At 46.0% G+C, this 21179-nt stretch carries 16 protein-coding genes and 1 pseudogene; 10 read left to right on the top strand and 7 right to left on the bottom strand.

The window, feature by feature from the left end; genetic code table 11:
• Together BACCELL_RS24780 and BACCELL_RS24785 are read right to left on the bottom strand one after the other, a co-directional pair.
• Nucleotides 1–580, bottom strand: a 580-nt coding sequence (locus tag BACCELL_RS24780; RefSeq protein WP_007214916.1) for a Glu/Leu/Phe/Val dehydrogenase dimerization domain-containing protein, incomplete at its 3' end; no start/stop codon positions are given.
• A gap of 238 nt (nucleotides 581–818) precedes the next feature.
• A complete protein-coding gene (locus BACCELL_RS24785; RefSeq protein WP_044154413.1) occupies nucleotides 819–2927 on the bottom strand; it encodes a prolyl oligopeptidase family serine peptidase in 2109 nt (702 codons plus the stop codon).
• A gap of 472 nt (nucleotides 2928–3399) precedes the next feature.
• Here BACCELL_RS24785 and BACCELL_RS24790 point away from each other — a divergent pair, with 472 nt between their 5' ends.
• Genes BACCELL_RS24790 through BACCELL_RS24805 form a run of 4 tightly spaced genes read left to right on the top strand, consistent with a single transcriptional unit; the run spans nucleotide 3400 to nucleotide 11522 of the window.
• Nucleotides 3400–5865: a glycoside hydrolase family 9 protein gene (locus BACCELL_RS24790; protein ID WP_044154415.1), complete on the top strand. Its 2466-nt coding sequence runs from the start codon at nucleotides 3400–3402 to the stop codon at nucleotides 5863–5865.
• Nucleotides 5866–5902: 37 nt separating this feature from the next.
• Entirely contained in the window at nucleotides 5903–6715 is an 813-nt protein-coding gene (locus BACCELL_RS24795; protein ID WP_007214920.1) for a ThuA domain-containing protein, read from the top strand.
• A gap of 47 nt (nucleotides 6716–6762) precedes the next feature.
• Nucleotides 6763–9954, top strand: a complete 3192-nt coding sequence (locus BACCELL_RS24800) for a SusC/RagA family TonB-linked outer membrane protein (protein ID WP_007214921.1) — start codon at nucleotides 6763–6765, stop codon at nucleotides 9952–9954.
• Nucleotides 9955–9974: 20 nt separating this feature from the next.
• Nucleotides 9975–11522 (top strand): RagB/SusD family nutrient uptake outer membrane protein, encoded by a 1548-nt coding sequence (locus BACCELL_RS24805; protein ID WP_007214922.1) that lies wholly within the window; start codon nucleotides 9975–9977, stop codon nucleotides 11520–11522.
• Between the two features lie 82 nt (nucleotides 11523–11604).
• Here the strand turns inward: BACCELL_RS24805 and BACCELL_RS24810 are convergent, their stop codons facing one another.
• Together BACCELL_RS24810 and BACCELL_RS26275 are read right to left on the bottom strand one after the other, a co-directional pair.
• The gene (locus tag BACCELL_RS24810) at nucleotides 11605–12015 is read right to left on the bottom strand and encodes a type II toxin-antitoxin system HicB family antitoxin (RefSeq protein WP_007214923.1); all 411 of its coding nucleotides are present in this window, start codon (nucleotides 12013–12015) and stop codon (nucleotides 11605–11607) included.
• Between the two features lie 57 nt (nucleotides 12016–12072).
• Nucleotides 12073–12207 carry a type II toxin-antitoxin system HicA family toxin gene (locus BACCELL_RS26275; protein ID WP_081450853.1) on the bottom strand — a complete coding sequence of 45 codons (135 nt, stop codon included), beginning with the start codon at nucleotides 12205–12207 and terminating at the stop codon, nucleotides 12073–12075.
• Between the two features lie 334 nt (nucleotides 12208–12541).
• Here BACCELL_RS26275 and BACCELL_RS24815 point away from each other — a divergent pair.
• The 6 genes and pseudogenes from BACCELL_RS24815 (at nucleotide 12542) to BACCELL_RS24840 (ending at nucleotide 19944) form a co-directional block, all read left to right on the top strand.
• Nucleotides 12542–13769, top strand: a pseudogene (locus tag BACCELL_RS24815) (site-specific integrase).
• 504 nt (nucleotides 13770–14273) lie between these two features.
• Nucleotides 14274–14810, top strand: coding sequence for a UpxY family transcription antiterminator (locus BACCELL_RS24820; protein ID WP_007214926.1), 537 nt, complete (start codon nucleotides 14274–14276; stop codon nucleotides 14808–14810).
• Between the two features lie 45 nt (nucleotides 14811–14855).
• Nucleotides 14856–15959, top strand: a complete 1104-nt coding sequence (locus tag BACCELL_RS24825) for an MraY family glycosyltransferase (RefSeq protein WP_044154369.1) — start codon at nucleotides 14856–14858, stop codon at nucleotides 15957–15959.
• A gap of 35 nt (nucleotides 15960–15994) precedes the next feature.
• Entirely contained in the window at nucleotides 15995–16789 is a 795-nt protein-coding gene (locus tag BACCELL_RS24830; RefSeq protein ID WP_007214929.1) for a polysaccharide biosynthesis/export family protein, read from the top strand.
• A 12-nt stretch (nucleotides 16790–16801) separates the two neighbouring features.
• Nucleotides 16802–19189 carry a GumC family protein gene (locus BACCELL_RS24835; RefSeq protein WP_007214930.1) on the top strand — a complete coding sequence of 796 codons (2388 nt, stop codon included), beginning with the start codon at nucleotides 16802–16804 and terminating at the stop codon, nucleotides 19187–19189.
• Between the two features lie 5 nt (nucleotides 19190–19194).
• The gene (locus tag BACCELL_RS24840; protein WP_007214931.1) at nucleotides 19195–19944 is read left to right on the top strand and encodes a tyrosine-protein phosphatase; all 750 of its coding nucleotides are present in this window, start codon (nucleotides 19195–19197) and stop codon (nucleotides 19942–19944) included.
• Here the strand turns inward: BACCELL_RS24840 and BACCELL_RS26280 are convergent.
• The 3 genes from BACCELL_RS26280 to BACCELL_RS24850 form a co-directional block, all read right to left on the bottom strand.
• Nucleotides 19859–20377: an N-acetylmuramoyl-L-alanine amidase gene (locus tag BACCELL_RS26280; protein WP_007214932.1), complete on the bottom strand. Its 519-nt coding sequence runs from the start codon at nucleotides 20375–20377 to the stop codon at nucleotides 19859–19861. The two genes, BACCELL_RS24840 and BACCELL_RS26280, sit on opposite strands and share 86 nt — an antisense overlap.
• Nucleotides 20374–20508, bottom strand: coding sequence for a smalltalk protein (locus BACCELL_RS27860; RefSeq protein WP_007217297.1), 135 nt, complete (start codon nucleotides 20506–20508; stop codon nucleotides 20374–20376). Before BACCELL_RS27860 ends, BACCELL_RS26280 begins: the two co-directional genes overlap by 4 nt.
• 126 nt (nucleotides 20509–20634) lie before the next feature.
• Entirely contained in the window at nucleotides 20635–21138 is a 504-nt protein-coding gene (locus tag BACCELL_RS24850; RefSeq protein ID WP_007214933.1) for an HU family DNA-binding protein, read from the bottom strand.
• Nucleotides 21139–21179 lie beyond the last annotated feature (41 nt).

Consider the following 21179-nt stretch of genomic DNA (forward strand, 5'->3'; position numbering starts at 1 on the left):
CCTTTCCGGTAAATGTGCCGGTAAATTCACGGGTTAACTTCTTATACATACCGAACATATAGCCCACTTCACGACCACCTACACCGATATCACCGGCTGGAACATCCATATCCGGACCAAGGTGACGCCATAACTCCAACATGAATGCCTGACAGAAGCGCATGATTTCACCATCACTCTTACCGCGCGGAGAGAAGTCGGAACCACCTTTACCACCACCCATAGGCAGAGTAGTCAGTGCATTCTTAAACGTCTGTTCGAAGCCTAAGAATTTAAGGATGGAAAGATTTACGGAAGCATGGAAACGAATACCGCCTTTGTACGGGCCAATGGCATTGTTGAATTGCACACGGTAACCAAGGTTGGTTTGTACATCACCTTTGTCGTCCACCCAAGTAACACGGAACGTAAAGATACGGTCGGGTTCAACCAAGCGTTCTATGATTTTAGCTTTCTCGAACTCTGGATGCTGGTTATAGATATCTTCGATGGAAAGAAGTACTTCCTTTACGGCTTGAAGATATTCAGACTCGCCGGGATGCTTTGCCTCTAAAGAGGACATAATTCGTTCGATATTCATAATATTACGTTTTAAAGGTTTATTCCTTCGTGACTTTAAGGTTATTCGAACAAATTGTCAACGAATAACACTGCAAATATAGGAAAACTTTTGGATTCACCTATACTTTTCAGCGATATTTTGATTAAATAATGATAAAACGTCAGATAAGTTAAAAGTGGAGAGTCGAGAGTTACCATGCGGCATATAGTCGCAACACAGCGCAGTCACTCTCAACTCTCAACTCTCAACTCTCAACTTATTCAAACTTCATTCCCATATTATACATGATAAAGGCATAAGTGTCAGCCTGTTCTTCAAGAACCTTAGTCATAGGTTTGCCTGCACCATGTCCGGCTTTACTTTCGATGCGGATGATAGTGGGATTCGTACCGTCATTACATTCTTGCAGGGTAGCAGCAAACTTGAATGAGTGTGCGGGAACTACACGGTCATCATGATCGGCAGTAATCACCATGGTTGCAGGATATTTGGTGCCGGGCTTCAGGTTGTGCAACGGAGAGTAGCCTTTCAGGTACTCGAACATTTCCTTGCTGTCCTCACTCGTACCGTAATCGCTTGCCCAGTTCCAACCGATAGTGAACTTATGATAGCGGAGCATATCCATTACACCTACCTGCGGAATGGCTACGCGGAACAAATCGGGACGTTGTGTCATACAGGCACCTACCAGCAAACCACCATTAGAGCCACCTACGATAGCTATTTTATCTTTGTTAGTATACTTATCATTAATAAGGTATTCGGCAGCTGCGATGAAATCGTCGAATACATTCTGTTTCTGCATCTTCGTACCGGCTATGTGCCAGTCTTCACCATACTCGCCTCCACCACGCAGATTAACCTGTGCATAGATACCTCCATTTTGCAGGAACGGAATACGTGATGTAGAGAAACCCGGATTAAGGCTGATATTGAAACCACCGTAACCATAGAGATACACCGGATTCTTACCGTCTTTCTTAAGATCTTTCTTATAAGTCAGGAACATCGGTATCTTTGTGCCGTCCTTGCTGGGGTAGAATACCTGCTCCGTTATAAATTCATCGGAGTTGAAGTCAACCTTCGGAGCACGGAAGAGCTCATAGGTATTCGCATCCATATCATATTTATACGTAGCACCGGGGATAGTGAACGAAGTAAAACCGAAGAAACATTCTTTGTCATCCTTGTCGCCACTGAAACCTACGGAACCGAGCGAAGGCAACTTAATTTCCTGTATTTCCTTGCCGTCCAGGCCATATACATACGCATGATTGGCAGCATCTTTATCATACGTCAGGAATAACTTCTCACCTATCACACCGGCATCCGAAAGTACATTCTCACTTTCCGGCACCAGCTCCGTCCAGTCTTTCAAAGCGGGTTTATTGATATCCGCCGTCATGAGGCGATATTTCGGCGCATTGTAGTTCGTAAACATATAGATTTTGTCACCGATCACCTCTATAGGAGCATAAGTGTAATCCATATCCGTAGCCATTGCAACGAACGGTGCATTCGGTTTACGCAGATCTTTCATATACAAGGCATTGCCACGTCCGTCGCCACTCTCATACAGGAACAGGATGGTTTCATCCTCATTCACACTGGCAGTATAGAAACGCTTGGGATATGCCTGATTCTGGTAAACCAGCTTATCCTGCGATTGCAGTGTACCCATCTTATGATAGTAAATCTTATGATTCTCGTTCACGTTAGAGAACTCCTTCCCTTTCACCGGAGCATCGTAAGCGCTGTAGTAAAATCCATCGCCCTGCCAGGTAGCTCCTGTAAACTTTGCCCATTCAATATGATCGTCCAGCAACTTGCCGGTTTCGGTATCCATTACATAGATTTCCTGCCAGTCTGAACCACTACGCGCAATGGTATAGCCGGTATATTTTCCATTATTCGAAAAATAAATGCCTGTCAAAGCTACCGTACCATCATCCGAGAGTTTATTAGGATCAAGAAATACACGTGGTTCACCGTCCAAGCTATCCTGTACATACAGTACACTCTGGTTCTGCAAACCGTCATTCTTATAGAAGTAATACTTGCCGTGTTTCTTGAACGGTGTACCAATCTTTTCATAATTAGCCACATCCGTCAGTCGCTTCAGCAGAGCATCGCGGAAAGGTATCTTAGACAAATAGTCGTTCGTTACTTTGTTCTGAGCTTCCACCCATGCAGCAGTTGCAGCGGAAGTGTCATTCTCCAACCAACGATACGGGTCGGGTACTTCTGTTCCAAAATAGACATCTACAGTATCCACCTTCGCGGTTTCAGGATACATAAGTTTCTGTTGTTGTTGTGCACATGACATCATGATGATACCGGTTGCAAATAAAGTTACTTTTTTCATATTATACATATATAAGAGTGTACGAGTTACGAATTACAAGCTACGAATTACAAATTGCTGCGCTGTGTGTTGGTGACAAATTACCGCACGGCAACTTGTCACTTTGTAGCCCGTAGCTCGTAACTTAATTTAGTTTGGGCGTTAAAATTACAAAAACGACCAATAACAAACAAGGATTTCTACCATAATTATACTTCAAATAGCATTTCCTGCCGGATTCATTCATTATTCTACACTGAGAAATGTTCGCACCAGGACTAAGAGTACTTCCCATAACGACAGAAATAGTGTTTCACTACGACTGATCATGGTGGAACACCGAATGTAAGGGGTTTAAATATCATCAACAGAAGTCGAGAATCTATCATTTTTCTTCATTTTGATGGTTTTCAAAGGTTTTATGGCGGTTATCAAACCTTCTTTTGCCAAATTATGGCTAACCTTGCATCAGAAACAAAAGGTTATCATAATCATGAGAAAGAAATCATTCATATTACTCTTGTTGTTCATAAGCAATACTTCCCTATTCAGTCAAAATCCTCTGACGGAGGATGCCCTATTAGAGAAGCAAATCTATGAAACAGGACTGATCCATGCCCCGCTGCCTTTGAACACCTCCCGTTCTTTCGAAGAGAATGCTTTGAAGAAAGAGGTGTTATCCAGCCAGCCGCTTGCGGAAATTGAAGGAGCAGACGGGTGGACTCATTCCGGAACCGGAAAAATGTCTTTCTCAAAAGAGAAAACCATATCGGGCAAAGGGAGCATCCGTTTATCTTTTCCTACTTATACCGGAAAAAGAGCCGCTGGTTCTCCTTCCGATCCTGACTATGCAACTTATGGAAATAGCCGTATCACCTATCACGTCGATGGTAGGAACTGGGAAAAGTACAACAGAATCTACTTTTCCATCTATCCTGATTGCGACGGCGCACGCGTAGTCAATATGAACCTGACTTTTACAAACGACAGTTCCACACCCAAACAAGGTTATAATCTCCCCAGCGGTTCCCATCTCATCAATCTGGTAAATAAGCAATGGAACCATTGCTTTCTGGAAATAGACGAATATCAGCGGGATAAGGTAATATCCATCAGCTTCGACACCGCACTGAAAGGGAAAGACCGGACAACAGGAGACTCTGCCATTTATTATGTGGACGATATCCGGTTGCAGCAAATCAAAAATCCGGAAAAAGTGAGCGGATGGGAACCGGCGGAGCATACCATCATATATTCTACAACAGGCTATGCCATAAATAGTCCGAAAACAGCCCTCGCTCATACCAATTCATGCAAACAGTGGAAACAATTCCAACTGATAAACTCCGTCAGCAAAGAAGTGGCATACGAAGGTGCGCTGAAACAGGAACAAACCACCATCGGAAAGTTCGGAGTCATGGACTTCACCGACTTCAACCAACCGGGAGACTATCAACTGAAAGTAGGTAAAAACATCACTCCTGCCTTTCGGATCGGTGAAAAGTTGTGGGATAATTCTCTCTGGAAAGTACTGAATTTCCTGTTTTGCCAGCGTTGCGGACATCCCGTCCCCGGCAAACATGCCGCTTGTCATACTGATCTATTCTCCCGGCATGACGGAAAAAGCATCGCCTATTCAGGCGGATGGCATGATGCAGGCGATTTGTCACAGCAGACGTTGCAGACCGGAGATGTGACTTTCTCCCTACTGGAAGCATACAACCGGCTCAAAACCAGAAATACTCCGTTGGCAGCCCGTCTGCTGGAAGAAGCGGAATGGGGGATCGAGTTCATACTGAAAAACCGTTATGGAGACGGCTATCGTGCCAGCAGTATGGGACTGCTTATCTGGCAAGACGGCATCCTGAATACATTGGATGACATTCATTCCGTACGCGTTCAAAACATGGCATTCGATAATTTCCTGTACGCAGGATACGAAGCATACGCGGCAATGACCATAAATCGTGACCCGATGCTACAAGAGCATCTGCGAAAGGTAGCGGAGGAAGACTTTGCTTTTGCCACAGAAAAATTCGAAAGAGAGGGTTTCGACTTATTCAAACAGATGTACGAACATAGCTACAACACCTCCGAGAGCCAATATATGGCAACCATATCCTGGTCTGCCAGTATGCTCTACAAGCTCACGGGCAAGGCATATTATGCCGAAAAGGCTGCCGAGACCATTCGATATGTACTTGCCTGCCAGCGTACGAAGCCTTTACAGGATCCGGAAAAAACCTGCGGATTCTTCTATCGGGATCAGTCTGGAAAATCCATCGTACACTATATCCATCAATCACGCGAACAAGTCTACATGCAGGCAATGACGTTGCTTTGTGAAACACAGAAACAGCACCCTGATTATCAGAAGTGGGTGAACTCCATACAACTATACGGAAACTATCTGAAAGGTCTGATGAAATACACCCGGCCTTATGGAATGATTCCGAGTGGAGTATATCATGCGGAAGAGTACAGTGATTCAGCAAGTTTCTACGCGCTTCATCTCTTTCCGCCCGCCAATGCACGGCAGCTATACACGGAACAGGTGAAACGGGGAGTCAAACTCGACAAGGAACATTACCTGAAACGTTTCCCTGTATGGTTCAGTATCTTCAATGGAAACACAGCCATACATCTCTCCACCGGAAAATCCGCTGCCATTTGCGGCAACTTCCTTAAAGACGAAGAGTTGCTGAACATCGGTCGGGAACAGCTCTACTGGACAGTCGGAAAGAACCCATTCGGACAATCCCTGATATACGGCGAAGGGTACAATTATCCGCAGATGAACAGTTTTTCTTCCGGTGAGATGACAGGCGAAATGCCCGTAGGCATCCGCACCCTGGGCAATGATGACATCCCCTACTGGCCACAGACCAACAATGCCTGTTATAAAGAGGTCTGGGTGACATCGGCAGGAAAGTGGCTATCACTGATTGCCGAATACTAACAAAAGAAATTATTAATTACATAAAATCAAAAAAGCTATGAAAACTATTAAGTTTTATCTTGTCCTCCTATTTACAGCATGCACCCTTCTGGTAAACGCTCAAACTCCCGAAGGCTATCCTGCCAATTATGCCCGGGGCCCCCGCTTCAAGGCATTAGTCTACTATACGCAGCATGCAGAAGAAGCACATTATCAGTTCTCCCTGCAAGCCGTAGAGTTCTTCAAGAAACTGAACTACGGTGACGGTTTCGTTCTCGATCTCACAATGGATTTGTCTTCCTATACTTACGAAAAGCTAAAAGAGTATAGCGTAGTGGTGATGCTCGACGGCTACCCCAATACAAAAGCCGAACGGGATGCTTTTGAGAAGTATATGGAAAACGGTGGTGGCTGGGTAGGCTTCCATGTAGCCGCCTACAATGACAAGAACACCCAATGGCCCTGGTTCGTCAACTTCCTGGGCGGTGGAGTCTTCTATTGCAACAATTGGCCTCCCCAACCAGTCCTGGTTGAAGTGGACAACGAGAACCATCCAGTCACCAAGAACCTACCCGCCTCTTTTGTGGCACCTTCCAGCGAATGGTATCAGTGGAATCCCAGTCCGAGAGCCAATAAAGATGTGGAAGTTCTGCTGTCCCTCTCTCCCAAGAACTATCCCCTGGGCATCAAAGATGTAGTAAACTTCGGTGATTTCCCCATCGTATGGACCAATACCAAATACAGAATGATATATCTGAATATGGGGCATGGCGATGAAGAATTCATTGACGCCACACAAAATCTTTTGTTTGTCAATGCCTTCCGCTGGGTGGTAAGTACGGACAAGCAAGGAGATCCTTTCAAAAAATAGACCCTTAAAACAAAAACCAATTTATTAATCTTATTAGTATCTTTTGTATGAATGAAAAACATGAAGTTCTTTCGTTCAAGCCCTTCTTATGGCTTGTTCGAACAGCAGTCATCATGCTTGTGTTAGCATCTAACTGCCTGACTGCTACAGCTCAAACAGAAACGAGAGTCCACGGAACTGTAAAGTCTACCACAGATGGTTTGCCCCTGATTGGTGTAAACGTAGTTGAAAAAGGTACCTCCAACGGTACGATCACCGACATCAACGGAAGCTATACGCTGACGGTGCCCGGTAACTCAGAACTGGTATTTACATACATCGGCTTTGTAAACCAGGAAGTAAAAGTGATCAGTGGAAAAAACACTTATGACATCACCTTGACAGAAGACTCCAAAGCCCTGGAGGAAGTGGTAGTCATCGGCTACGGTGTACAGAAAAAGAGTGTGGTAACAGCCGCCATCAGCCAAGTATCCGGCGACGAACTGACAAAAGGCAGCCCCACCAATTTCCAGAACGCCCTGAAAGGGAAAGTTTCAGGCGTACAGATCATGAGCGAGTCCGGAGCACCAGGAGCCGGTTCTACTGTACGCATCCGCGGTGTCGGTACCATCAACAACTCCAATCCACTCTATTTAGTGGACGGTATGCCGGTGGATGACATCAATAATATTAACCCTTCGGACATCGAATCCGTGGAAGTATTGAAGGATGCTGCCTCCGCTGCCATCTATGGTACACGTGGCGCCAACGGTGTAGTACTTGTCACTACCAAGAAAGGATCGGTTCAGAAACCCGTACTAACTTATGAAGTCTCTTACGGCTGGCAAAGTTCTACAAAGAAACTGGATTATATGAATGCGGCCCAATATCAGATGATGGTGAATGAAATGAACAAGAACGAAGGGAAGGAACTGAAGTTCCCCAACTTCGACATCAACAACCCTTCCACCTATCCCACCACGGAAACCGATTGGCAGGATGAGCTGCTGAACAACCATGCGCTGGTATACAACCATAAAGTATCCCTTTCGGGCGGTACGGACAGAGGCATCTACTATGCTTCCTTTGGTTATCTGAACCAGAACGGCGTGGTTGCCAGTGAGAACTCTTACTACAAGAGGTATAATGCCCGCTTCAACAATACCTACACGGTAATGGAAGATAAAAACCGCTTCTGGCTTCCCAAAGTGACCTTCGGTTCAAACATCAGTTATTCGCACACGGAATCTATGGGTATCGGAAACAACAGCGACGTATCCGGTGTACTTACATCCATGGCACTGACTCCCCCTAATGAGCCTATTTACCAGACCGATCCGGAACAACTGAAAATCTACGACCAACTGTACGCCGGCTATGTGAAAGACGCAGATGGCCGTGCCTACAACATTATTAACTACATGCGTGAAATGGGTAACCCGCTGGCAGTACGCGACGTCAGCAATAATACACTTAACACAGCCAACAATTTCAACGCCAACCTGAATTTAGAAGCAACCCTGCTGCCGGGACTTAAATTCCGTACCAATGTAGGGCTTGCTTGGGCATTCTGGGGTTCCAGAGGCTACACTCCGGAATATTACATTACGACCAACAACCGTAACGAAACGTCCAGCGTGTTCCATAAAAAGAATGAAAGCTATAAATGGCAGGTAGAAAATGTGTTGAGTTATGAAAAGACAATCGGCAAACATGCATTCTCCGTATTGGTGGGGCAGTCCGCATTGAGCGAAGAGAGCACCGGTCTGACCGGTGAAGACTACAACCTGTTGCGTTTGGGCATGGAATATGCTTATCTCAACAGTGCCGCCGCCGAACGCTCGCTGGAAAGAACAGATGATTACATCAACCAGCACCGCCTTTCTTCCTTCTTTGCCCGCGCCACATACAACTATGCCGAAAAGTATATGTTAAGCTTGGTGTTCCGCCGTGACGGTTCTTCCAACTTCGGTCCCAATAACAAATATGCCAGCTTCCCTTCCATATCTGCCGGATGGAACATGACGGAAGAGAAATTTATGAAAAACCGTCCCGGATGGTTGAACCTCATTAAGTTGCGTGCCAGTTGGGGCCGGAATGGTAACGAGTCCATCGGCGCTTTCCAATACACCAGCCTCCTGAACATGGGTAGCAATAACCTGGCTCTGGGTAAAGGCAGTAAGGATCAGATATATGTAGGTATCGTATCCGCCGGATATGCCAACCCTTCCATCCAATGGGAAACTTCGGAACAGACGGACCTGGGTATCGACCTGCGCTTACTGAACAACAGTTTATCCTTCTCTGTAGACTACTTCGACAAACGCACCAAGGATATGATCCTCTGGTTGCAAACTCCCAAATATCTGGGTTATTGGGGTATGAATGCCAACTCCGGTACTATGAGCAACAAAGGTGTTGAAATGGATGCCACTTACCGCTTCAAAGCCGGTGGCGTGAACTTCTCAGTAAACGGAAATGCCTCCTACGTAAAGAACGAAGTAACCGACCGTGGTCCCGGCTTCTCATCTATCGCTACCCTGGGTGCCGGTATGGCCAATCCGAACGTAGCCATCGTGGAATCGGGAATGCCTTATGGATACTTCCGCGGATATGTACACGACGGCATCTTCCAGAACTGGGATGAAGTCAACGCTCATGTAGGCCCCAGCGGCAAGCCACTTCAGCCCAATGCAAAGCCGGGTGACATCCGTTTCAAGAACTTATGCAACGATGACTTGCTGGACGACAAAGACCTTACCATGATCGGTAATCCAAACCCCGACTGGGTTTACGGTTTCTCACTGAACATAGACTGGAAGAACATTGACTTTTCTGTTTTCTTCCAGGGTGTAGCCGGCAATCAGATATTCAATTACGACCGCCGCGCCAATGTCCCATACGCCAACTGGCACCGCAAATGGCTAGACCGCTGGCACGGTGAGGGCACTTCAAACTGGTGGCCGCGTGTTGTAGAAGATGATGGTGCCAACCAGAACACTTCACGCGTCAGCAACCTCTACGTTGAAGACGGGGATTATCTGCGCCTGAAAGTATTGCAACTGGGATATACCTTCCCCAGCCTGCTGACCAAGAAAGCTCTTATCAGTAACCTGCGTATTTATATCCAGTGTGATAACCTGCTGACGTTCAGCAAATATCGCGGCTACGATCCGGAAGTGGGTTCACGTAGCGGTCTGGATTCAGGTTCCTATCCTCAGGCACGCGTATTCACTTTAGGTGCGAGTGTTAGTTTCTAATATCTTAATATATCAATGATATGAAAAAGAATCTTTTATATATATTGCTTTTTGCAATGTCGCTCACCTCTTGCGGCGATTTTCTGGAATTATATCCCAAGACGCAACTGAACGACGGAGACTTCTACAAGACAGAAGACGATGTTAAGATGGGCCTGTACGGACTCATGAACACTCTGCAACATAGTGTAGACAATATCTATTCCACCTTTATCTATATGTCGGACGAAGGCGATACAGGTGGCGGACCGGGTGAAGGTGGCTATGGCCTCGATCTTTTTCAGTTCGACTCCAACAACTGTCCCAACTGGTGGGGTGGTGAATGGAACCTGGGAATGTACGAAGGTATCGCCCGCGCCAACCTTCTGTTAAGCAAACTGGACGGAGCCACCATGACAGATGCCGCACGTACACGCCTCAGGGCTGAAATCACTTTCGCACGCATGGTATTCTACTATTATATGTTTATCGGTTATGAACAGTTCGTACTGATCGACCGCATCATTTTGCCGGACGAAATGTATTCCGTACCCAAAGCATCGCGCGAAGACTGCTATAAGTTCATCATGAACGATCTGGACAATACCATCATCGGTAACTTACCGGTAACAGTACCCGATGAAGAATGTGGACGTTACATCAACGATGCGGCTATCGTTATGAAAGCCAAGATGATCCTCTTTGCACGTGACGAATCACGCTATGCCGAAGCTCTAAATGATATGCGCCAGATTATCAATAGCAAGCGCTACGACTTGCTGCCCGACTTTTCCCGGATCTGGTTGCAGGAAGGCGAATTCTGCCAGGAATCCATCATGGAATTTGTATATACCGAGAAAGCAAACTCCAATGACTGGGGCGGCTACATCAATGGTGTTTGTAACAACTTGCCGACGTGGTGTAGCGGTCGCGGCATTGTCGACCCGCGTAGCGCCGAAGAGGGCGGTTTAGGCGACGGCTGGGGACAAGCAACCGTAAAGCGTAACGTGTACGACTGGTACGAAGAAGGTGACACCCGTCGCGAAGGTACTTTCATCGACTATGCGGTGGAAGCACAGAAAGTCAGGGACCTGGGTTATGAGGTAGATTTTCATGTAGACGACAACCAGATGTCTTTTGACGGATTCGGTAACTATAAGTATCACGCGCGTAAAGGATATACTTCCGCCACTTCTTATCTGAATTATAACAATAACTTCCGTTTCCTGCGTTTTGCCGACGTACTCCTATTGGGTACGGAACTCGACATCCGCGCTAATGGAACTGCAAGTGCCGAAGGACAAGGCTGGTACTCACGCATCAGAAAGCGTGCCTTTGGGGATGACAACCACACCCCTGACCTGACAAAGATGAATAAACAGGAAGCACTGGATGTGATCTTCAATGAAAGGGGGTTAGAATTTGCATACGAACTGCATCGCTGGATAGACTTGATGCGCTTTGATAAGGGAGCCGAAATTTTGGGTGAGAAGGGATGGACGGAAAAGTACAGATACATGCCTATCAGCCAGATGGATTTGGATGAAGCGGATGGTAACCTGACACAGAATCCGGGATGGAGCAAATAATCTCTATATTCACATAGCACATTCAAAACAGTTAAAAAAGATGGCGAACCTTGCTGAAGGGTTCGCCATCCCTTATCTTTTCTCACGCAAACTTAACTTGACCAATCTCATTTGCAAAATCATGCAATGATTGCTCTATTTTCTCGACAGTGGATTTAGAAGGTCTTCTGCGTCCTGTAACATAGTGGCTTAACTGACCTTGATTGACACCTGTTATTCTAGCCAAACCTGCTAAAGAGAAGGCGTAGGCATAGTAATTAAGAAAAGATGCCATGTCGTAAATGAAATCAAACTCCACATCAGGAAATTTAGATCCTTCTTCAGCATACACTTCTTGCATTTCGCCAACGGCTTTCATAAAATCAGCTTTGGTTTCTTCAACGCTTTTCCCTTCGCCGATGCAACCAAATTCACAGTTGTCATCTGCAATATAAGCGGAGAAACTGCCGTCAATTCCTCGCTCAATAACAACATTGATTTTCTTACTACTCATCTTTTACACTTTATTAATGGTTTCGTTTTTTTCTAATTATCTTCAAGAAATGGAGAATTATTTAATCCCTGCATCCCTTAGAATGCTTCTTAAAGTACCGGGTTTAACTTCTTCTGAACCGTGGTGGCTGGTTTGAAATCTTTTCCCAGTCTTGGGGCTGAACCAAATAGGATACCCTCCTTTCCTTGTTATTTCATATTCTTTCCTTTTTCATATGATGCAAAGATACGAAAATTAATATCACACACAACCCTTACGGTATTAATTTTAATATCATTTGGATTTTACATTGTACATGAATACAGCACCCGCATGAACAGCATCATTAAAAATACCTAATTAATATTGGGAAAAAGGAGGAGCAATAGTTCCTCCTTTTTGTTTTTTCCTTCCCTCCTATCCGGAAAAGAGGAATATTCTGATTTTTCCGGTTTTAACAAATGGATACCAGCAGGAAACAAATAAAACAGATTGCCTTATTTTTTGTCGTACATAATATATATTTCTATAAATTGATAATAAAACTATGGCGACTGTAAAAGTAAAATTCAGAAAATCATCGGTGGAGGGGAAAAGCCGGTACGATCTATTACCAGCTATGCCACAAGCAAAGCAACAGGCAGATAACCACCCGAATGCGCGTACTTCCCCATTGGTGGGATGCAGAAAAAGAAACATTCATAGCTGAAGCGGACAACAATGGGTTGTCGGCCCGCTACCAACAGCAAATAGAGAAAGACTTGCTGTGCATCCGTCGGATTCTATGCGAATGGGACGGAGAAGGAAGAGACTACACTTTAGCGGATGTCATTGACCGCTTTCGTGCTTTGAATGAAAACGGAGACACAGTGCTGTCTTGTTTGGCAACCCTGATCGATGAGCTTAAAAACGATGGCCGGTGGGGAAATGCCCGCAATCTCCAACGGGCATTGAACAGCTTCTCCGACTTCCTGGGAGGCTTAGACAGACCACTCAAGCAGGTAGACGAAAGACTTGTCATGGAATATGAACAATGGCTCCGGATACGAAAAGTGAGCAAAAACAGCAGTTCTTTTTATATGCGGACTTTGCGCTCTGCATATAATAAAGTGATAAGCCGGAATCAAATGGAACAAACATTTCCTTTTCGAAATGTTTATACCGGTGTAGAGCGTACCCGCAAACGTGCCGTACCCGAAGATATCATGGTTCGTTTACAAAAACTAGACCTGACACATTCTGCTCCGCTTGCCTTTTCTCGCGACATGTTTATTTTCAGTTATTGCACCCGTGGAATGGCTTTTGTAGACATTGCCTATCTGAAAAAGGAGGATGTAAGCGGAGGAATACTTAGTTATGTCCGCCATAAGACGGGACAGCGCCTCACAGTTCGCATAGAGCCTCTTATTGAAGAGATTATCGAGCGCTACGAGCCATTTGTCCACAACAGTCCCTACCTTTTTCCAATTATTACATCTAATGATCCGGAAGAGGCTTTCCGACAATATCAGACGGCGCTGGGTTATCATAACCGGAAATTGAAGAAACTGGGGAAGTTGACAGGAGAAAATCTACATCTCTCCTCCTATACCGCAAGGCATAGCTGGGCGACGGTTGCACGCAAACACAACGTCCCGTTGTCCGTCATAAGTGCAGGTATGGGACACACTTCCGAGAAGACTACACTCATATACTTGGATTCTGTAGAAAATTCACTGATAGACAAGGCCAATGAAGAAATTTTAGAGGCATTATGTCGTAACGTTTCTAAGTAAGAAACCTTAAAATTACGGCGCAAAGATATAACAAATAAAAGAATAAAACAACATAATGCTATAAATATTTGTTTATATTTTACTCTCAAAACAAGTATAAAATATTGATTTTTAACACAATAAGTAACTACTTATACAAAAAAGAAATGAATAGATATTTAAAACAGATGCTAATATAGAACTCGATAGATATATTCTAAAAAAATTATCCATACATCGTACCGAATCTACAAAACCTAAAAAAATAGGATAAAAAGATATTTTTTATCCTACAGGAATTCAACGCATTAAAACGTCGTACCGTTTCTTACTTAGAAACGGTACAATTACAGGGTTACGGATACCTTCTCCTGGGTCAGGAGAAGTTCCGAGTTCCAAAAATCGACAGACAAAACGAAGAATTGGATTAACCTTGCTTGCTGCGCATCAGAGTTGCTTTAAAGATCAGAAATACTCCGATACGCAGGAATGGAAGGAATATCTTTTAGGTGAGATACGACAAATATGGAAGAGGTATCTTCAATTATGCATTGGTATGCATTCAAAGTCTTTTACAATAAGGTATTTGAGATAGAAGACTCGCTGAATAGAGACAAAATCGAGACCTATATTCCTTGTGAAAGAATTCTTGTGGAACGTGGCGGAGTGAAAAAGTACGTGCGAAAACCGATCATTTCCTCCCTGCTGTTCTTCTATTCCACAGAGAAACAAGCACTGGCGTTACAGCAGAAACTGACAGACCGAGTCCTCCTATATACCCGTCTTGTCAATTGGCAAAAACTGCCAATAGCTATTCCTGAACGGGAAATGAAAATTTTCATGCTTGTCACTTCCTCCGGCGAGAAAGGGCTGGACTATTTCGGCGACGTCCCCATGGAGTACAGCACCGGTGAACGGGTGCTTGTTACGGATGGTCCATTCAAGGGAGCAGAAGGCTGTATACACCGCATCAAAGGAAATCGTCGCCTGATAGTGGCAATACAAGGTGTGTGTGCGGTGGCAACTGCCTATATTCCCCAATGCTTTCTCAGGAAGATATAAATCAATACATTTAAACAAGCTCTCACCTAATCAAATCCTTCAGAAATGACAACCTGCTATTTTGAAACTTTGGCGGCATTCGCCGTCAGCTGCCTGCTCAGTGCAATGATTATTCCCAAGATATCGCTGATAGCTTTCAGGCGGCGACTTTTCGATCCGTTGGACGACCGAAAGTTGCATACGACGCACATTCCCCGTCTGGGGGGAATCGCTTTTTTTCCGTGTATCATTATGCCCATTTCGCTCGTCATTGCCTGCCATAATCTCTGTACAGACAGCAATTTACTCAGTTGGGAACAATCCACTTGTCTGCTCACCCTATTCAGCTGCCTCTTCATGCTCTATCTGATGGGAATGAGAGACGACCTGATAGGTATGCGCTACCGTGCCAAATTTATCATCCAGACACTTTGTGGCCTTCTATTGGTAGCCTCCGGCTTTTGTTTCGACAATCTCTACGGACTGTTTGGCATCTACGAATTACCCTATTATGTGGGCATACCATTCACAGTCTTTATCATTGTCTATATCATGAATGCAATTAATCTTATAGACGGTATCGATGGCCTGGCTTCCGGATTGAGCATGATAGCATTCTTCGCTTTCGGTTGCATGTTCGTCTGTCTACACTGGTGGTTGTATGCCTTTATCTCCTTTGCAGCTTTGGGGGCACTGATACCATTCTTCTATTATAATATGTTCGGACAGACCCGCCGCGGACGGAAAGTGTTCATGGGAGATACCGGCTCATTGACTATCGGTCTGTTGCTGGCTGTAATGGCCATTCATCTCAGTATGTCCGATCCCGTCAAGGAAGAATTCTTTCCCGGTGCTATCGTGACGGCTTTCTCTTTCCTGCTGGTGCCGATGCTGGACGTGGTTCGGGTAGTGCTTCACCGCCTGCGCAACCATCAACCTCCGTTTCTCCCCGACAAAAATCATATCCACCATAAATTCATCGCCTTGGGTATGTCTCAACATCAGGCACTCTGCTTCATCCTGAGTATCGCCTGGCTTTTTATTATTGCCAATACACTCTTAGCCTCTTACCTGTCCGTCACCGTACTGTTCCTGCTGGACGTAGCGGTATGGACAGCGATGCACTTCTACATCACAGCAAAAATTACAAAAAAACACCCAAAAAATTAATACTTCATATTTCTATTTTATATTAAAATTAAAACATGAAAAATCATCTTTTATACTTGCTATTTTCGTTGGCCTTGCTCTCATCGTGCAACACATCGAAAGAGATAATCTATTTTCAGGACGTGGAGGTAAACAGCCCCGAAGCGGTGGCCCCACCCCAGGACATCACCGTTCAACCCAAGGATCAGATATCCATCGTAGTGTCGAGCAAGGACCCCGAACTGGCGGCTTTGTTCAACCTGACACGCGTGCAGCAGAGGGTAGGTTCCACGGGACTGAACAACAGCAACAACAACGGAGAAATTTCCGGATATACGCTTGATGACAAAGGTGCCATCGACTTTCCCGTATTGGGAAACCTCACTGTGGCGGGCATGACCCGAAGCCAGATTGCCGCATTGGTAAAACAAAGACTGAAGGAGGAGAACCTGGTGAACGACCCGGTGGTCACCGTGGAGTTTATGAACCTCAGCTTCTCCGTCCTGGGTGAAGTGAAGACTCCCGGAAAATACAGTATCTCAAAAGACTATATAACCTTGCTGGAAGCTATCAGCATGGCCGGTGACCTTACCATCTACGGCAAGCGGGATGCCATCTTCGTGATCCGTGAAGAAAAAGGAGAACGGGTGACGCACTGGGTGGATCTCCGCTCCTGCGATCTATTCAAATCTCCCGTTTATTACCTGAAGCAGAACGACGTGGTATATGTGCAGCCCAACAAGGTACGTGCCGGACAATCCACACTGAATGAAAACAGCGTGAAAAGCGTAGGATTATGGATTAGCATCGGATCATTCCTCACCTCCCTGGGTGTATTGCTGTTTAAATAATTACTTATTATTATGGTTGAAAAGAAAACGCCTGTCGGCAAACCCGCCGATGACTTTATACGGATACAGGATCTGTGGAGCATGTTCGTTCCCAAATGGTACTGGTTCGCCATCTCCCTGTTCATTACCCTGACTATAGCGGTGTTGTACCTGCTGAGTACTCCCCCTATTTACACCCGTACCGCTGCCATTCTCGTCAAGGACAACTCGAAAAGCAGCTCTTCTACCAGCGCTATGAACGACTTCTCCGATTTGGGTATCTTCAAGTCCAATACCAACATCAACAACGAGTTGCTGACATTAAAGTCGCCCACACTGATGACAGAGGTAGTCAACCGGCTGGGATTGAACGAAACCTTTACCATCCGCAAAGGATTAAAGAACGTAGATTTGTACAAAGTATCTCCTGTCACCATTACATTCTGCGACAAAATAGAAGTGCCATTAAGTTTCACCATCAAGTTCTCTTCAAAAGAGGCGTTTGCCATCTCCGAACTTGAAATATCGGGAGAAGACATAGGCGAAACACTCTCCGCCCAAATGGGCGACTCCATACAGACCTCTGCCGGGATCATGATCGTATCCCCTACACAAGAGTTTACCGACGCTTTTATAGGCACATCTATCCGGTACGTCCGGGGAAGCGTGCGCGCTGCCGTCGATACCTATTCAAATGCACTGGTCGCTGAACTGGGTAACGAAGATGCCACTATCATCAACCTCAGCATCAATGACACTTCCATCCGGAAAGCGGAAGACATCCTGAATACCCTGATCGAAGTCTATAATGAGAACTGGATTCGGGACAAAAACCAGATTGCCGTCAGCACTTCGCAGTTCATTAGCGACCGCCTGGGCGTGATAGAGAGCGAATTGGGGCATGTCGACGAAAATATCTCCAGCTACAAAAGCGAGCACTTGCTACCCGACGTACAAGCGGCATCCAGTCTCTACATGGCGCAGTCCGCTGAGAACAACAAAGAACTGTCGACGCTGAACAACCAGCTCTCCACCGCCCAATATATCCGCAGAGAACTGAATACAAAACAGTTGGACCAAACGTTGCCCGCCAATTCAGGTATTGTCAGCGCCAATATAGAAACGCAAATCAGTGAATATAACAATCTGGTGCTGGATCGCAACCGACTGATAGCCAACAGTAGCGAAAAAAATCCGTTGGTAAAGAACATGGCCAGTTCCCTACAGAGTATGCAGCGAACCATTATCCAGTCGGTCGATAATCTGATCGTTTCACTGAATACCCAAATACGTAGTCTCCGCCGTCAGGAAGAGGCTACCACCAACCGGCTGGCATCCAACCCGAACCAGGCAAAGTATTTGCTGTCGGTGGAACGCCAGCAGAAAGTAAAGGAAGAACTTTATCTCTATCTGCTACAAAAGCGTGAAGAAAACGAACTCTCACAAGCATTTACCGCCTACAACACCCGCCTGATTACCGCTCCGCGCGGCAGTATGTTTCCTACCGCTCCCCGCAAGATGAATATCCTGTTGGTGGCATTTGCCGTAGGATTACTGGTTCCGGCAGTAGGTATCTTCATGAAGGAGAACATGAATACCAAAGTGCGAGGTCGGAAGGACCTGGAAAATCTGAGTATCCCATTCATAGGCGAGATTCCCCAATACTCCGGCACAAAGAAAAAATGGTGGGAATTCAAGCACCGGAAGCGGCAGGACATGAAAACCATAGTGGTGAATGAGGGTAACCGCAACATCATCAACGAGGCATTCCGTGTGTTACGTTCCAACATGGATTTCATGGCAAGCAAGGACAACAACCAACATGTTTTCGTATTAACCTCATTCAATCCCGGCAGTGGAAAAAGTTTCCTAGCCATAAACATTGCCATAAGCTTCGCCATCAAAAAGAAGAAAATCCTGGTCATTGACGGAGACCTCCGGCACAGAACCGTCTCTTCTTATGTCGATTCTCCGAACAAGGGATTAAGCGACTACCTGAACAATCAGATTGAAGACTGGAAGGAAATCATAGTGTCCTACAAGGGATACACGAACCTGCACATCCTGCCTATCGGAACAATACCTCCCAATCCAACGGAACTACTGGAAGACAGCAAGTTGTCTATGCTGATAGAGGCATTAAGACCGGAATATGATTATATCTTCATAGACTGTCCTCCTGTTGACATCGTAGCCGACGCACAAATTATTGAAAAATGGGCGGACCGCACCATTTTCGTAGTCCGCTCCGGCTTGCTGGACCGGTCCATGCTTTCCGAACTGGAAAATATGTATACCGGAAAACGATTTAAAAACCTCTCCATGATACTGAACGGAACGGAAAGTACCGGAGGACGTTACGGCTATCGCTACGGATACCATTACGGTTATGCTTCCTATTATGGCAGTAAAGATAAATAAAACTCATGTGGCCATTTTCTAAATCCCAGCCCGTCGCGGCAAGCGGCATCCTTTGCGAAATGACCGACTACCACTCCCACATATTGCCCGGGGTAGACGATGGCGTGAAGACAATGAACGAGTCACTTCAGATTCTTGCGGAGATGAAACACCAAGGAGTCCGCAAAGTGTGGTTTACTCCCCATATCATGGAGGATATACCCAATACCAACGCCGGGCTGAGAGAACGATTTCAAGAATTGAAAGAGAAATTCCGGAAGCCGGAAGATGCCTATTGCGGTACGGTGGAACTGAATCTGGCCGCTGAATACATGATGGACAACCTCTTCGCGGAGCGTCTGGAGGCCGACGATCTGCTTCCGATCTACGAAGGCGGTTACCGGTATCTGCTGGTTGAAACCACCGGTTTCACTCCGCCCATGAACCTGCTGCCCGTCCTGAAACGCATTCAGACGAAGGGCTACCGGCCTTTACTGGCACACCCCGAACGTTATCTATATATGGGCACGTCCTACTACTGTATGTTGAAGCAAGAACAGGTTGCTTTCCAGTTGAACCTTCCGTCACTGACGGGAGCATACGGCACATATATACAAAAAAAGGCCGTATCCCTGTTGAAAGCAAGGATGTACGACCTGACAGGAACCGATATGCATTCTTCAAAACATTTCAAAGAATGGCTCGGAACACGGATTGGCAGTCGAGACAGGGACATGCTTTGGGCACACTTCCCGGCATGTCGCGATGGCCTCTGAGTTGCGCCTTCGGGAAGAGTTTCAGCAACTTTGTCAGAAGTTGTTCCAAGTTTTCGAACTGCTCCGGGGTAAGCGTGTCAGCGGGATGTCCTTCCGAGTCCAGTCCGCCTTCATAGCATACACCGATGGAGCACCGGTTGAAAGGACGGCAGTGGGCACCCACTTCGAGTAGTCGGCGATGCTGACTGACGGTGCCATCGCGACGGACGTAAAAGTGATAACCGATAGTACGGAAGCCACGGGCACGATGGTCGCGCAAAAGTTGTTCTACGGTGTAGTCGCTGTTACAGCGTGTGGCGGAACAGTGCAGAATGATATAGCATACGGAGTCGGTGGAGTCCATCATCAATCCGCTTTCCACCCGGACGAGGAGTTCGCGCTCATTAAGCACTTCCTCCTCGCCCACAATCATGGGAAATGTTTCCTGTATCATGGCAACAGACATTCGATGGCGGTTGAACAACTGGTTATTCCCAGTGCCGTAAGAGCCGCAATGGCTGCCTGGATAATGGCATTGAGCAGGGACACCCAGGTGATTTTATTCTTTTTTGCAGAGTCGGTCATGAGATTTATTATTTATAATTTATGATCTATAATCTATAAGCTGCGCAATGTGCGCTTGCGAAACCTCATACGCTTCGCCCACGCACCGCGCAGCCTTTAATTGTTAATTATTAATTTTGAATAATTCTATCCCAAAGGATTTTCGTCCAGTCCGCCTCCGCCGGGATTGTCGGTTCCGCCTTCATCATCCACATTGCCCGGGTCGGACGAAGTCACCTGTTTGATGACTTTTCCGTCCTTGTCGTAACAAGTGATGTTGATGGAGGTATCCTTCAGTTCCTGCTTGATGGTGGTACTGGGAGTGAAAATGACCTTGCGAGTGGTGATGAGTCCCGTACCTACATCTTCCACTTTGGAGACAGCCGCGGCTTGCAGGCCGAAGCGCATGGTACCCACTCCGGGCAGGGCAACGGAATGTCCCTCGGTGGTCCATGCCTTGACAACCTCACCAATGGCTTCCCAGGCAGCCTGAAGGCTTCCCTTCGGGATTCCCGAGCGGATGGAGGCTTCGGATATGACTTTTTCCTGCTTCAGCGTGCTGTAGATTTCTGCCTGCATGATGAAACGATACTCCCCTTTCGAGGGACCTACCGACAGTTTGGTCTGACGGGCTTTTACTTTGATTCCCATAAGTTTAATAATTTAGTTAATCAGTTGGCGAAATTTATTTT

It is taken from the genome of Bacteroides cellulosilyticus DSM 14838 (assembly GCF_000158035.1).
In the GTDB taxonomy this organism is placed as follows: domain Bacteria; phylum Bacteroidota; class Bacteroidia; order Bacteroidales; family Bacteroidaceae; genus Bacteroides; species Bacteroides cellulosilyticus.